At 44.2% G+C, this 13,979-nt stretch carries 13 protein-coding genes; 4 read left to right on the forward strand and 9 right to left on the reverse strand.

Annotated elements, in window-relative coordinates:
* Positions 1-25: 25 nt before the first annotated feature.
* Together nrdG and nrdD are read right to left on the reverse strand one after the other, a co-directional pair.
* Positions 26-496 (reverse strand): anaerobic ribonucleoside-triphosphate reductase-activating protein, encoded by a 471-nt coding sequence (gene nrdG, locus N646_RS21330; RefSeq protein WP_005376213.1) that lies wholly within the window; start codon positions 494-496, stop codon positions 26-28.
* A gap of 83 nt (positions 497-579) precedes the next feature.
* Positions 580-2,700, reverse strand: a complete 2,121-nt coding sequence (nrdD, locus tag N646_RS21335; protein WP_017820169.1) for an anaerobic ribonucleoside-triphosphate reductase — start codon at positions 2,698-2,700, stop codon at positions 580-582.
* Positions 2,701-3,009: 309 nt separating this feature from the next.
* Between nrdD and N646_RS21345 the strand changes: the two genes are divergently transcribed.
* Positions 3,010-3,873, forward strand: coding sequence for an endonuclease/exonuclease/phosphatase family protein (locus tag N646_RS21345; RefSeq protein ID WP_017820170.1), 864 nt, complete (start codon positions 3,010-3,012; stop codon positions 3,871-3,873).
* Between the two features lie 36 nt (positions 3,874-3,909).
* Here the strand turns inward: N646_RS21345 and N646_RS21350 are convergent, their stop codons facing one another.
* From N646_RS21350 to N646_RS21360, 3 genes are read right to left on the reverse strand one after another with little or no spacing between them, the layout of a single operon-like run.
* Positions 3,910-4,350, reverse strand: a complete 441-nt coding sequence (locus tag N646_RS21350; RefSeq protein ID WP_017820171.1) for a YeeE/YedE family protein — start codon at positions 4,348-4,350, stop codon at positions 3,910-3,912.
* A 14-nt stretch (positions 4,351-4,364) separates the two neighbouring features.
* Positions 4,365-4,778 (reverse strand): YeeE/YedE family protein, encoded by a 414-nt coding sequence (locus tag N646_RS21355; protein WP_373417491.1) that lies wholly within the window; start codon positions 4,776-4,778, stop codon positions 4,365-4,367.
* 5 nt (positions 4,779-4,783) lie between these two features.
* The gene (locus N646_RS21360) at positions 4,784-5,074 is read right to left on the reverse strand and encodes an ArsR/SmtB family transcription factor (protein WP_005376206.1); all 291 of its coding nucleotides are present in this window, start codon (positions 5,072-5,074) and stop codon (positions 4,784-4,786) included.
* Positions 5,075-5,225: 151 nt separating this feature from the next.
* Between N646_RS21360 and N646_RS21365 the strand changes: the two genes are divergently transcribed.
* Positions 5,226-6,929: an FAD-dependent oxidoreductase gene (locus N646_RS21365; protein WP_017820173.1), complete on the forward strand. Its 1,704-nt coding sequence runs from the start codon at positions 5,226-5,228 to the stop codon at positions 6,927-6,929.
* Positions 6,930-6,996: 67 nt separating this feature from the next.
* Here the strand turns inward: N646_RS21365 and N646_RS21370 are convergent, their stop codons facing one another.
* Entirely contained in the window at positions 6,997-7,695 is a 699-nt protein-coding gene (locus N646_RS21370) for an aspartate/glutamate racemase family protein (RefSeq protein WP_017820174.1), read from the reverse strand.
* 138 nt (positions 7,696-7,833) lie between these two features.
* Positions 7,834-8,634 carry a PhzF family phenazine biosynthesis protein gene (locus tag N646_RS21375; protein WP_017820175.1) on the reverse strand — a complete coding sequence of 267 codons (801 nt, stop codon included), beginning with the start codon at positions 8,632-8,634 and terminating at the stop codon, positions 7,834-7,836.
* A 147-nt stretch (positions 8,635-8,781) separates the two neighbouring features.
* Here N646_RS21375 and N646_RS21380 point away from each other — a divergent pair, with 147 nt between their 5' ends.
* Entirely contained in the window at positions 8,782-9,231 is a 450-nt protein-coding gene (locus N646_RS21380) for a YkgB family protein (RefSeq protein ID WP_017820176.1), read from the forward strand.
* A 198-nt stretch (positions 9,232-9,429) separates the two neighbouring features.
* Here the strand turns inward: N646_RS21380 and N646_RS21385 are convergent, their stop codons facing one another.
* Together N646_RS21385 and N646_RS21390 are read right to left on the reverse strand one after the other, a co-directional pair.
* The gene (locus N646_RS21385) at positions 9,430-9,906 is read right to left on the reverse strand and encodes a DM13 domain-containing protein (protein ID WP_005376099.1); all 477 of its coding nucleotides are present in this window, start codon (positions 9,904-9,906) and stop codon (positions 9,430-9,432) included.
* A gap of 195 nt (positions 9,907-10,101) precedes the next feature.
* Positions 10,102-12,426, reverse strand: a complete 2,325-nt coding sequence (locus N646_RS21390) for an FdhF/YdeP family oxidoreductase (RefSeq protein WP_017820177.1) — start codon at positions 12,424-12,426, stop codon at positions 10,102-10,104.
* Between the two features lie 666 nt (positions 12,427-13,092).
* Between N646_RS21390 and N646_RS21395 the strand changes: the two genes are divergently transcribed.
* Positions 13,093-13,977 (forward strand): LysR family transcriptional regulator, encoded by an 885-nt coding sequence (locus N646_RS21395; RefSeq protein ID WP_017820178.1) that lies wholly within the window; start codon positions 13,093-13,095, stop codon positions 13,975-13,977.
* Positions 13,978-13,979 lie beyond the last annotated feature (2 nt).

A 13,979-nucleotide genomic window follows, 5' to 3' on the forward strand; every position in this document is an offset into this window, starting at 1 on the left:
CTTTTTATGTGCGGAGAATGCTTGATTAGATGTCCGTAAATCGATGAATGATTTGGTTTGAACTGCCACGCCATTCGAGATTGAGGTCTTTCTTGTCTTGTTCAAACTTACCATCAATCAAAACATCGATGTATTGCACCACTTCCCTTTGCGCGTCATTCAGTTCCGTCAGCGTGTAGCCAGTCCAAACCCAAATGTCTTTACCTGGGCACTCCTCTCTCACCCTTTTCACTATCTTCAAAATATGAGGCACATTAGCAGGGTGAAGCGGATCTCCACCCGACAACGACAAGCCACGGCGTTTGATACGCGTGTCGTTTAAGTCAGCGATGATTTTGTCTTCCGCTTCTTGCGTGAAAAGTACACCAGAATCCAAACGTTGCGTCGACTGGTTATAACAGCCACGGCACTGATGCACACAACCCGACACAAACAGCGTACAGCGCGTACCCGGTCCGTTAACAACGTCAATTGGATAGTATTGGTGGTAATTCATAATGCGTCTCTGTGTTATCGCGAAAGAGAAAATCAACCTGTTTAAAGTTGATTTTCAAAGTGTAAAACGAGTGGTAGTTAACCTTACAGGTGTTTAACTCGGCGCTTCACTTCTTCTTGCTTACCGAAGTTAAACGGGCGTGCATCTGGGCTGCCTAGGTAGCCACAAACACGACGTGTCACTGACACTTTGGTTGAATCATGGTTGCCACAGCTTGGGCAAGTGAAGCCTTTACTTGTACAGTCAAACTCACCGTTGTAACCACACTCGTAGCACTCATCAATTGGCGTGTTAGTTCCGTAGTAAGGCACTCGGGTGTAACTGTAGTCCCATACGTTTTCTAGTGCTTCAACGTTACGTTGCATGTTCGGGAACTCGCCGTAACAGATAAAGCCGCCGCTTGAGATTTCTGGGTAAGGCATCTCAAAGTCGATCTTGTCGTATGGGTTCACCTTCTTCTCAACATCTAGGTGGAAGCTGTTGGTGTAGTAACCTTTGTCTGTTACGCCTTCAATTACGCCGAACTCTTTCGCATCGATGCGGCAGAAACGGCTACATAGGTTTTCACTTGGCGTTGCATATAAGCTGAAGCCATAACCTGTTTCGTCAGCCCATTGATTCACAGCATCTTTTAGATGCTTGATGATCGCGACCGCTTTTTCACGCAAAACAGCGTCATCATAAACGTGCGCTTCTGTACCGAATAGCGCGTTAATTGTCTCGTGTACACCGATGTAACCAAGAGAAATAGACGCACGACCGTTTTTGAATATATCTGCGATTGAGTCGTCTGCTTTCAAGCGAACACCACATGCGCCTTCCATGTATAGGATTGGGGCCACACGTGCTTTCACGTTTTCAAGGCGAGAGATACGTGTCTCTAGTGCTTTACGAGCAAGACGTAGGCGGTCATTTAGAAGCTCGTAGAATTTCTCTTCGCTTCCGTTTGCACGGATAGCGATACGAGGAAGGTTCAAGCTCACGACGCCAAGGTTGTTACGACCTTCGTGAATCAGCTCACCGTTTTCTTCGTAAGTACCAAGGAAGCTACGGCAACCCATTGGCGTTTTGAATGAACCGGTTACTTCCACTACTTTGTCGTAGTTAAGAATGTCTGGGTACATACGCTTAGACGCACACTCAAGCGCAAGTTGCTTGATGTCGTAGTTTGGATCTTCTGATTTGTGGTTCAAACCATCTTTGATGCCGAATACAAGTTTAGGGAATACCGCTGTTTTACGGTTCTTGCCTAGACCTGCAATACGATTCTTCAGAATCGATTTCTGGATCAGGCGGGATGCCCAGCTTGTACCAAGACCAAAACCGAACGTAACGAATGGGGTTTGACCGTTCGCTGTATGCAGCGTGTTTACTTCGTATTCTAGAGATTGAAATGCGTCGTAACACTCTTTCTCAGTGCGCGCTTTTGCGAACTCTTCTGGCTCAGCAATGTTCCACTCTTTTGCAATCTCTAGGTGTTTCTCGTAGCTTGTGATTACGTACGGTTCTAGAACCTCATCAATACGGTTGATGGTTGTACCGCCGTAAATGTGGCTCGCGACTTGAGCAATGATTTGTGCTGTTACCGCTGTTGCAGTCGAAATTGATTTTGGCGTATCAATCTCAGCGTTACCCATTTTAAAACCATGCGTCAGCATGCCTTTAAGATCGATAAGCATACAGTTAAACATTGGGAAGAACGGTGCGTAGTCTAAATCGTGGTAGTGAATGTCACCCACTTCGTGCGCTTGAACCACATCGCGAGGAAGAATGTGCGTCTTCGCGTAGTGTTTCGCTACGATACCAGCCAACAAGTCACGTTGAGTCGGAATTACTTTGCCGTCTTTGTTCGCGTTCTCGTTGATTAGATCCAGATTACTTTCTTCAATCAAACCTTCGATTTCGCGAGTTAGTACACTTTGCTTCTCACGAGCGATGTCGCGATCGTGGCGATATTCAATGTAAGAACGCGCTAGGGCTTTGTAAGGACCTTGCATGAGTTCATTTTCGACTAAGTCTTGAATCTCATGGATGTGAACTTCATCGTGTTCTCTTAACTGTAACTCGACAGCAAGAGCCACATTAAGAGCATAAATAGCGACATCTTTATCTTTGTTTTCCGCTGCTGCTTCAACTGCTGCTTGGATACGATCCCTGTTGAACGGAGCTCTTGATCCGTCGCGTTTGATTACGATTGGTTTCACTTTGTTCTCCTTACCCGAGCATACTCACAGAGTTATCCACAAACACACTATATGGGGTCATTTTTTATTCTGGCAACACAATATATTGTGGCGTATTTAACGAGAAGCACCACTCGAAAACATTGATTTTGATCAATAAAGATTGGCTAGCGAACAAGAAGAAATCGATCTTATTGGCGTTGATCTCAGTTGCGAAGAAAACCATGAAAATTGCAAAATTGGTACTAAATCTACTTGCTATTTTTGGAGGTCTTGTAGGATAAAGGATGGAAAGGAATACGCTAAAAGATAGGAGTGCAACAGGCCAAAATGCGATCACTTTTTGTTACGTTAATATTACTTTTTAGTTCTCTTTCATTTGCTCAAAACTCCATCAATCTAACCAGTTGGAACATAGAATGGTTATCTATAGATGGTGGAAAAGTGTCGAGAACACCACAAGATTTTGAAAAGCTGACCCACTATGTGGATAAAACACAAGCCGACATTTTTGCTTTTCAAGAAGTCGAAAGTGCTGCTGCCATCCAAAAAGCCGTTGGCAATGACTTCACTATTTATCTTTCCGATCGTTCAAACGCCTCCAACCGACACCTTCAGTTTAACGACACCAACCAATACACAGGCTTTGCCGTGCGCAATGGCGTAAGCGTATTAGACAAGCCAGACTTCTCTATCACACGAGGCAACAGCAAGCTTCGCTTCGCGAGCTACCTTGTTTTAAATCCAAACCAAGAAAACGAGACTCACCTACTCTCTGTACATCTGAAAGCGGGTTGCAGTGGCGCGTATCGTAATAACCGCGATTGTAAGATAGTGAAACAACAAGGACAGGCACTAGCTAAGTGGATAAAGGCGCGCGAGGACAACAAACAACATTATGTCCTGCTTGGCGACTTTAACCACAACTTGGGTTATCAAGGAGATTGGTTGTGGGACGTGATATCGGACAATACTAGTGCAAAGCTAGTGACTAAAGACACTAAAGCGGAATGTAAAGTGCGCTCTAATCGTAATCCGAATAAAACCCACCAATTCCGCTCGGTGATAGACCACATCATTGCGAGTGGTGATTTAAAGGCGTCGTCTGGTGTTCAAACCGTTTTCAAAACACAAGATGTACTCGACTATAAACTGAGTGACCATTGCCCGGTTTCTACGACACTCACTTTTTAGCGTTTAAGTACTCTTTTTAACGTTGAAGTACTTTCTTTATTGACGAACCACTCTTTTAGCGGTGAATGACCCAACCAACATTGCCGCTATAAAGAGCAGAACTTGTGTGTTGCCAGTAAAAAGGCTGGCAACCGCAGGACCAGGACACACACCCAGTAAGCCCCAACCAATACCAAACAGTGCTGCACCACCGACTAACTTTTTGTCTATCGTTTTAGAAGTCGGACAGACAACCTCATCACCAAACACAGATTCGCTTCTTGGCTTTATTAATAAAAGATAAGCAGGAACGAACACAACAAGTGCTCCGCCCATAACGAAGGCTAAGCTTGGGTCCCATGAACCGGTAATATCAAGAAAGCCGATCACTTTTGCCGGATCTGCCATACCAGAGACCACCATACCAATACCAAAGAGCACACCAGAAAATGCAACAACGGACATTTGCTTAATACTTTTCATTACGTGAGTTTTCATAACGACACTATTCCTCACGATACTAGCAAGACGGTTAACATGGCTGTGGCCATAAAAGTACACGTCGCGACCACAGAACGGATTGAGAAACGCCCTATTCCACAAATGCCATGGCCACTAGTACAACCATTGCCGATACGCGTACCAACACCGACTAACAAGCCAGCAACGATAACTAAAATAAGATCACCGCTGTACTGATCTGGTACATGCCCGCCAAGAACATAAACAGCAAACAAGCCACCTAATACCATCGCAATTAAAAAAACAATTCGCCAAACGCGGTCTGCGCTCTCAACGGCACCGTTTAAGATCCCACTGATCCCAGCAGTCTTGCCAGTAAATAGCATCAGTGTTATCGCTGATACGCCAACTATTATGCCGCCCAACAGCGACATCCAAGGAACTTCAAACATAGCAACCGCCAAACTAATTACTTACAGAACACTTGCTTAAAGGCCTCAACCAACGGACCAACTCTTTCATCAGAAATTGAATAAAATACCTGCTGAGAAACTTTTCTAGCTTTAATAATGTCGTGCTTTCTCAATACGGTGAGATGTTGTGAAAAAGCAGATTGGCTTAATGATGAACCTTCAAACAGTTCACCAACCCCTTTCTCGCCTTCAATCAGCTTACACATCACGATTAGGCGCTCTGGATGAGCCATAATTTTAAGCAGCTCACTCGCTTCGGTCGCACTTTGTAGCATACTGTCGCCCATTCTTATGCCTCTTCATTACTACATTACATTTCATTAGATATTACTAATTAATATTATTAAGTCAATGCTAATGTAGATTAAATAACATTAGACTTAGCTAATTTATTTAAGTAAGGTGTAGGCGTTTTCGATCATTCAGCAGGAGAAATCCATGAGCAAAATCGTGATTATTGGTGGGGTTGCTGGCGGTGCATCTGCAGCAGCTCGCGCTCGTCGTCTTAGTGAAGACGCAGAAATCATTATGTTTGAACGCGGTCCATTTGTGTCATTTGCAAACTGTGGCTTACCCTATCACATTGGTGGCGATATCCAAGAGCGCAGCAAACTGCTTCTTCAAACGCCTGAGAGCTTTTTAGCGCGTTTCAATGTTGATGTCCGTGTGATGAACGAAGTGGTTTCTATTAACCGTCAAGACAAAACGGTTACGGTTAACAATTTGCTTGATGGCTCTGAATACCAAGAGAGCTACGACTTTCTTCTACTCAGCCCTGGCGCAGGTCCAGTTGTGCCGCCTATTCCGGGTATTGATAACCCGTTAACGCACTCGCTGCGCAATATTCCAGATATGGATCGCATCATTAAAACGATCGAAACCAACAAAGTTGAACACGCTACGGTCGTTGGTGGTGGTTTTATCGGTTTGGAAATGATGGAAGCCTTCCACCAGCTAGGCATAAAAACCACATTAGTTGAAATGGCGGATCAAGTGATGACGCCCGTTGACCGTGAAATGGCTGGCTTCGCACATGCTGAAATTCGTGAGAAAGGCATCGACCTTAAACTTGGCGTCGCACTTGAGTCGGTGAAATTCGTACCTAACGAGCACGTGGCAAGTTTCGACTCTGGTGAGAGCGAAAAACACCAACATCTAGAAGGTGAATTGGAATTAACACTAAACAATGGTGAAAGACTCACCACCGATATTCTGATTATGGCAATTGGTGTTCGCCCCGAGACCAAATTAGCAAAAGAAGCTGGCTTAGAAATCGGCGCTCTTGGTGGTATTTATACCAATGAATACATGCAAACCAGCGATCCTTCGATCTACGCTGTCGGCGACGCGGTAGAAGAGAAAGACTTCGTGACTGGCGAGCAAACTCTAGTGCCACTTGCGGGCCCGGCAAACCGTCAAGGCCGAATGGCAGCAGACAACATGCTTGGCCGCCAAGAAACTTACCAAGGTACGCAAGGCACGGCGATCTGTAAGATCTTTGATTTAGCCGTCGCTTCTACTGGTAAAAACGAGAAACAGCTGAAACGTGAAAACATCGCTTATGAAAAAGTGTATGTGCATACAGCAAGTCACGCGAGTTACTACCCAGGTGCAGAAACCGTGTCATTCAAAATGCTGTTTGATCCAGTAACAGGTAAAATATTAGGTGCACAAGCAGTAGGTAAAGACGGTGTTGATAAACGTATCGACGTAATGGCAGTTGCTCAGCGTGCTGGTATGACGGTAGAGCAACTGCAACACCTCGAGCTAACTTACGCACCACCTTATGGCTCTGCTAAAGATGTAATTAACCAAGCGGCGTTTGTGGCAAATAACATCATCAAAGGCGATGCGACCGCGATTCATTATGATGAAATGGATTCACTGACAGAAGACCAACTGTTACTTGATGTTCGTAATCCTGGTGAATTGGAGTCCGTTGGTTATCTTGAAGGTGCAATTAATATTCCTGTCGATCAACTACGTCGTCGCATGCACGAACTTCCTAAAGACAAAGAGATCGTGATTTACTGTCAAGTTGGGTTACGCGGTAACGTAGCATACCGTCAGCTGGTCAACAATGGTTACAAAGCCCGCAACTTGATTGGTGGATACAGAACTCTCAAATTTGCTCGCTTATAACTTGATAATAAAAAAGAGAAAACCACGTGCTTGGTTTTCTCTTTTTTTGCAGGAAAGAAAGCGTAGATCATTCACCTTCAATTGCCAAACGGACTGCTGCTTGAGCATGGATAGAAGTGGTATCAAGTAGTGTAACCTCGGTGTGACTTTGGTTTACAAGTAAGGCAATTTCAGTGCACCCGAGAATCACAGCTTCAGCTCCGTGCTCTTTTAGTTTTTCAATAATTTGCAAGTATATCGTCCTTGACTCCTCTTTGATTTCACCTTGGCATAACTCTTTATAAATAATGTTATGTACTTTAGAGCGGTCGTCTTGATCGGGAATGACGACATCAAGCCCATAACGGTCGGAAAGCCTTCCTTTATAAAAGTCTTGCTCCATTGTGAATTGAGTACCAAGGAGTCCGACCTTTTGAACCCCTTTCTCACGAAGTAACTCAGCAGTCGCGTCTGCGATATGTAGTATGGGGATATTAATACTGGCTTCAATTTGAGGCGCAACTTTGTGCATTGTGTTAGTACAAATAAGAATGAAGTCAGCGCCCCCTTTTTCTATTGAAGATGCAGCATCAGATAGAATGCTTGCCGTTTCTTCCCATTTACCTTGATGTTGAAGTTTCTCTATCTCCGAAAAATTCACGCTATACATACAAATTTTTGCGGAATTTAGGCCGCCTAACGCCTCTTTGACTCCTTCGTTGATCAATTTGTAATAACTAAGCGTCGACTCCCAGCTCATACCACCTAGAAGACCGATAGTTTTCATATAACTCTCCAATCGTTATACACCACCGTGCCAGGGGTGTTTTTACAAAAAAATCAGCCACTTAAATAAGCAGCATTCAAGCGTCTTCACTATTGAGCATTGGGTAACACGAAAATAAAATCATTCCCACAAGGACCGCTACGCGATTCTCATATATCCTCGCAATATCGTTACTGCATTTCCAGAAAGCTTAACGTGCTCAGTGCTTAACAACTCTGTATGGACGACCCCACTTCTCTTGGAGGCTTGGAAGCCTTTCAGTTGCTTTTTGTTGAGCTCTTTAGCCCAGTAAACACATAAAGCGCAATGTGCAGAGCCTGTAACTGGGTCCTCATTAACACCTACCCAAGGCGCGAAGTATCGAGAGACAAAATCGGCGTCAGTGCTTGATTGAGCAGTGATGACGACGCCACGGCCTTTTTGTTTAAGCAGCGCACCAAAATCAGGGTCGAGCTGTTCAAGCACAAATTCATTATTAATGACGATCAACTGCTTATTATCAAACTGAGCGTAGGCGGCTACATTGGCGGCATCTAGCCCCAAGCCATGAAGTAAGTCTTTGTTAATACTAGCTCTCATATCTAAAGTTGGAGCAGGAAACACCAAATGAATTTCTTCATGATCGAGTTGTGCAGTTAAAACCCCGGATAGCGTAACGAACTCAATCGTATCTCCAGTATTATATAACCCCTGCTCTTTCAGAACGTGCGCCGTTGCAAGTGTGCCGTGTCCACACAAAGCAACTTCCGTCCTCGGTGTAAACCAACGAAGTTGCATTGTACTGAGTGACAGAAATGCCGTTTCAGATAACGACATCTCGGCCGCGATGGCCAACATCGTTTCCTCATCAAGGCTTGACTCTGTGATACAAACACCCGCGGGATTACCTTTGAAAACCTCTGATGTAAACGAGTCAACCTGAAAAATTTTAACTTCCACGAAATATCCTTAAGTTCTATCAAACACGTAATTCTGTATCACGTGATTTTTAATATCTGTTGTTTGAGCGAAAAAAACCTATGAAATTTTCTACCAACCTTATAGGTCTTGTTGGAAGCGCTAACGAACAGGAGAATGTAGTTAATTATGCAAAACGTAAAAAGCCATCATCAATGTGACTCAATTGGATATCTTATCGGAGTTTTCGGCGTTTCTTTAGTTCTAATATGGATTGGTATTTATAAATTCACACCTACAGAGGCCAAGCTTATACAACCGCTCGTTGAAAATCATTTTCTGATGAGTTGGTTGTATGATGTGATGTCAGTTCAAGCCGTATCAAACATCATTGGCGCAACAGAAATCATTGTCGCTATTGGATTAATCGTTGGCCTTAAAAACACACGAGTCGCTGATTTTTCTGGCATAGCCGCCGCAATTATTTTTCTTGCGACACTCAGCTTTCTAATTACGACACCGAATACATGGAAAGTGTCTGATGGGGTTTTGGTGACAAACTTCTTTTTAGTAAAAGATATTCTATTTTTAGCCATTGCGATTAGCGTCATCGAACGAAACAAGCCAAACAGAGAATAACTCTAAATAGTTCGAAATCTTGTTTTTCCAGAACGTAGCCTGAAAGGTGCAAACGACTTACAGGTCGAATGGTTCTGTCAATAACTCTAAACAAAGACTCTTAAATTTAGAATGTTTAAGAGTCTTTGCCTTCTAATGATGCGAAACAACATCCTAGCGTAAAGTGAAAAGAAAAGCCTTTCACTCTACTGCTAAGGTTTATTGATACTTTGCTGAAGTAATGAACTCACCGAATGTCTCGCACCATACAACAACCGTATTGTATTCAGAAATTGAAGTGCTTTGAGGAACCTCAACAACGAAGTTATCGAACGTTTTGACATCACCAATTAAGCTCATCTCAGATTTAAGGTCATTAAACTCTTGTTCCGTTTCGACAAACTTAGGAGATAGATAGAGTTTATAGTCTGGTCCGGGAGCGAGTTTTCCTACCAACGTAATGACTTCAGAACTCAAATGAATCTCTCCCTCTCCCCAATGAAAAGCATCGCTACCTTTGAGTTCCCTCTTAAACACTGCGCTGTATTCTGCACCTTGCTTGCTCTTAGCAACTTGTTCATCGGTCGGCGCAGGTGGTGCAATAAGGATCGGTAAAGTATAGATACCTATCGCAATGCCAATAGAAACTGCCACTAAGTGACTGATTGTTAATTTAATTATATTTTTCAAGGTCATAAGCATCTTCTTATTAGTTTTACTACTTGAAATTAGATTCAAATCGGCCTTATCTGTCTATTATCGAGCAGCATAATGTCATTAACATTATACACAAGCTATGCGCACTAAATGCAGACTGAGCGCAATTAAAAACGGCTGATAATTAATATCAGCCGTTTGCTTATCGGAAATGTCGTTGTGCCGGTTTGGTCACTATTCCGCTTCCACCAAAGCGATCTTATCGGATGTCGATTTTTCCAATTTTATCGCAATAAACTTAGAGGTTGGCGTAAACGTTCTATCCCCATAACTGTCCAAAGGAACTAATGGGTTTGTTTCTGGATAGTAAGCCGCCGCCTGACCTGCTGGTACATCATAGGCAACAAGCGTAAATCCGCTCACACGGCGCTCAACGCCATCTTCCCACAATGACACCATGTCCACTTTGTCGCCCGGTTCAAAACCGAGTTTACGAATATCCGCTTCATTGATAAACAGCACTTCGCGCATACCAAATACTCCACGATAACGGTCATTCAAGCCGTAAAGTGTCGTATTGTATTGGTCGTGTGAGCGCATGGTTTGCAAGATCAAATCTGGCTTTTGGCCTTTTTCGAGTATCGCTTCGCTGATCAACTGCTTCGGCAACTCGCTAGAGCTGAACTGTGCTTTGCCGCTTGGTGTATTCCATCGACGCTCAGCAGCTGGGTTTACCAAGTGGAATCCACCCGGGTGTTTAAGCTTATGGTTAAAGTCGGTAAAGCCCGGAATCGTGTCGGCAATCAAATCGCGAATACGGTCGTAATCTTCAATCGCCCACAACCAATCAATTGGTTTTGCCCCGAGTGTAGCATTGGCAATACCGGCAATAATCGCTGGTTCTGAACGCAAATGCTCCGAACGCGGTTTTAGCTGACCAAATGAGATATGCACCATGCTGAAAGTATCTTCAACCGTCACGCCTTGTGGGCCAGTTGCTTGCTGATCAATCTCGGTACGGCCTAAGCACGGAAGAATAAGCGCATCTTTACCTGTGACAAGGTGAGAACGATTTAACTTCGTCGAAATGTGTACGGTTAAATTACAGTTTCGCATCGCGTTGTGCGTACGTTCTGTGTCTGGCGTTGCTTGTGCAAAGTTACCGCCCAAACCGATAAATACTTTCGCTTGCCCTTCTTCCATCGCTTTAATGGCTTGCACAGTGTTGTGGCCTTCACCGCGCGGGACGGCAAAGTTAAATCGACTTTCAATGCGATCCAACAACAGATCTGAAGGTTTTTCATCAATGCCCATCGTACGGTCGCCCTGAACGTTACTGTGACCACGTACTGGTGAAAGACCCGCGCCCGGCTTACCAACGTTACCTCGTAACATTTGCACGTTTGCGACTTCTTTAATGGTTGGTACAGAGTGACGATGCTGAGTCAACCCCATCGCCCAACACATGATCACACGTTCTGCACGTCGATACATGCTCGCCACCATCTCGATTTCACTTAAATCAAGACCCGATTGTTCCGTGATGTGTTCCCAAGCGGTTGCGTCCACTTCAGCCAAATAGTCATCTATACCTATCGTGTGCTGCTTGATGAATTCACGGTCAAATACCGCTTTGCCACCGTTTTGCAATGCCTCGCGTTCCCATTGCAACAAGAATTTCGCGATGCCACGAAATACTGCCATGTCTCCGCCCAAAGCAGGACGCAGGTACGCCGTGTTTGTAGGCTCTGAGCCGTTACTCAACATCTCAATCGGCATTTGTGGGTTTTGGAAACGCTCTAATCCGCGCTCTTTCAGCGGGTTTAGACAGATAACCTGAGCACCACGTTTTACCGCTTCGCGCAGAGGTTCAAGCATTCGTGGGTGATTCGTGCCCGGGTTTTGACCAATCACAAAAATCGCGTCGGCTTCTTCAAAATCATCAAAGATCACTGTGCCTTTACCAACGCCAATGGTGTCTTTCATCCCGATTGCACTGGCTTCGTGACACATGTTGGAACAATCTGGGAAGTTGTTGGTACCGAATGCGCGCACAAATAGCTGATATAAAAACGCCGCTTCGTTGCTTGCACGGCCAGAGGTATAAAACTCCGCTTGGTGTGGTGAATCCAATTGGTTGAGATGTTTAGCCACAAGAGAAAAAGCCTCATCCCAAGAGACAGGCACATAGTGGTCGGATTCAGCATCGTATCGCATTGGGTGCGTGATACGGCCTTGGTATTCCAACCAGTAATCGGTTTGAGTTGAGAGAGAAGAAACGCTGTGATTGGAAAAAAACTCAGGATCAACCAGACGATTAGTCGCCTCCCAGTTTACCGCTTTCGCGCCATTCTCACAGAAATTGACTTTACCACTATCTGGCGACTCACCCCATGCACATCCCGGGCAGTCGAAACCGCCATTTTGGTTGGTTTTGAGCATAGTGCGAATGTTTTTAACTGCATTTTCACTGCCCCACCAACTTCTGGTTACGGCTTTCAGTGCACCCCAACCACCAGCTGGACCTTTGTATGTTTTTATTTGTTCTTTTTGGCTCACGACTTTACTCCTCGCAGATATACCAGCAAGCAGGGTGCCCGTGAAAACAAGCGCGTTATTTATTGAGATAATGCGGAAGTATTGAAGGGCTTAGTTTCTAATCCATGTATTTTTTAATCCAAATAAGTAACCACTCAACATGCTCTCGCTTGTCCGAGCGTTTACTTATCTAGATTCTTGATATCGGATACCCGCCTACTGTTTCTAAGACTGGTAGATTCAATTCGCATTGTTGCGTCTTGATCTAAATCAAAGATTAAGTCGTTATTCAATATGCGTCCAATTGATAATCCTGACCGAGTGATAAACAAAATCTATGACGAATTTTTCCACTGACGGTCATAACATTTTTAATCAATACAATTTATGAGGTTAATCGTTTTCCCATCCGATTCCACCTAGTTCGCTTAACGAGCTCAATAAAATCGGTACTCTTGATAATAGATAATATCTATCACACTATAGATACTTTAAATTTGACCCTAATTAATATCAGGAATAGCCTTGATTCAGATCAATTTTGAGTGTGGTTTTATTCTTGACTTGGTTTTGGTTTTTCATTCCCCAGTTAAAACGCTCCAGCGCTTAAAAAGTACGGTAGTGCTGTGGCCTTTTTAGGGAGTTCCCCCGTACATGTGACTCACAACGCAAGGTTAACAAGCCATTATGGATATCAAACAACTTAAATATCTCATCGCACTTGAACAGACCAAACACTTTGGTCAAGCCGCCGCATTGTGCCACATTACGCAGCCTACTTTGTCCATGAGAATCCGAAGCTTAGAGGAAGAGCTCGATCTCGAATTAATCCAAAGAAGTCAAAGATTTGAAGGATTTACTGAAGCCGGAGAACGCATTTTAGCTTGGGCAAAAACCGTCTTAGCAGCTCATGATGGATTGCAAGCCGAAGCCGCCAACTGCCGTGGTCAGTTGGTAGGCTCTCTTCGGCTTGGAATGGTGCCACTCGCCAGCCAAAACCCTATGCAATTGCTTAAACCATTAGCTCAACAGTTCCCTGAGTTACGCTTTCAAATACTCTCCATGACGACCGAACAGATCATAGACCAACTCAATCGCAATCAACTTGATTTGGGGATGTGTTATGTCGATCAAGTCAACACCGCTTACTTCGATGTTATCGAACTAGATTCAACCAAACTTGGCGTTTTATTCGATGAGCGTCATTTTGATTTTGCCGAATCTGAAGTGTTGTGGGAGTCACTCAATAACATTCCGCTAGGGCTGCTTTCGAAGGGCATGCACTATCGCCACTCCATTGATCTTAGCTTTGTGAGTAAAGGGCTGGTTCCGCAAACCGTCATTGAAAGTAACTCCACCTTTCACTTGATCCAAGCAGTAGCCAGTGGCCTTTGTTGCGCCATTATGCCGCTGAATTGTGGATTGGAAGAGTTGAACGATACGCTTCGCATTATCCCTATCGAAGAAGCCGCCGTTCACGCCCCGCTAGGTTTGTTAAAGCGAAAACAAGAACCCTTCTCCGCGCTAACCGATCAGTGCTTCGCAGAAGCAAAAAACATATTCAATCGATAACA

The sequence above is a fragment of the Vibrio alginolyticus NBRC 15630 = ATCC 17749 genome (assembly GCF_000354175.2).
In the GTDB taxonomy this organism is placed as follows: domain Bacteria; phylum Pseudomonadota; class Gammaproteobacteria; order Enterobacterales; family Vibrionaceae; genus Vibrio; species Vibrio alginolyticus.

Bases quoted from the DNA above. Each gene is read 5' to 3' on its own strand.
- nrdG (WP_005376213.1), bottom strand. From the start codon at position 496: ATGAATTACCACCAATACTATCCAATTGACGTTGTTAACGGACCGGGT.
- N646_RS21345 (WP_017820170.1), top strand. From the start codon at position 3,010: ATGCGATCACTTTTTGTTACGTTAATATTACTTTTTAGTTCTCTTTCA.
- N646_RS21350 (WP_017820171.1), bottom strand. From the start codon at position 4,350: ATGAAAACTCACGTAATGAAAAGTATTAAGCAAATGTCCGTTGTTGCA.
- N646_RS21360 (WP_005376206.1), bottom strand. From the start codon at position 5,074: ATGGGCGACAGTATGCTACAAAGTGCGACCGAAGCGAGTGAGCTGCTT.
- N646_RS21365 (WP_017820173.1), top strand. From the start codon at position 5,226: ATGAGCAAAATCGTGATTATTGGTGGGGTTGCTGGCGGTGCATCTGCA.
- N646_RS21370 (WP_017820174.1), bottom strand. From the start codon at position 7,695: ATGAAAACTATCGGTCTTCTAGGTGGTATGAGCTGGGAGTCGACGCTT.
- N646_RS21380 (WP_017820176.1), top strand. From the start codon at position 8,782: ATGCAAAACGTAAAAAGCCATCATCAATGTGACTCAATTGGATATCTT.
- N646_RS21385 (WP_005376099.1), bottom strand. From the start codon at position 9,906: ATGACCTTGAAAAATATAATTAAATTAACAATCAGTCACTTAGTGGCA.
- N646_RS21395 (WP_017820178.1), top strand. From the start codon at position 13,093: ATGGATATCAAACAACTTAAATATCTCATCGCACTTGAACAGACCAAA.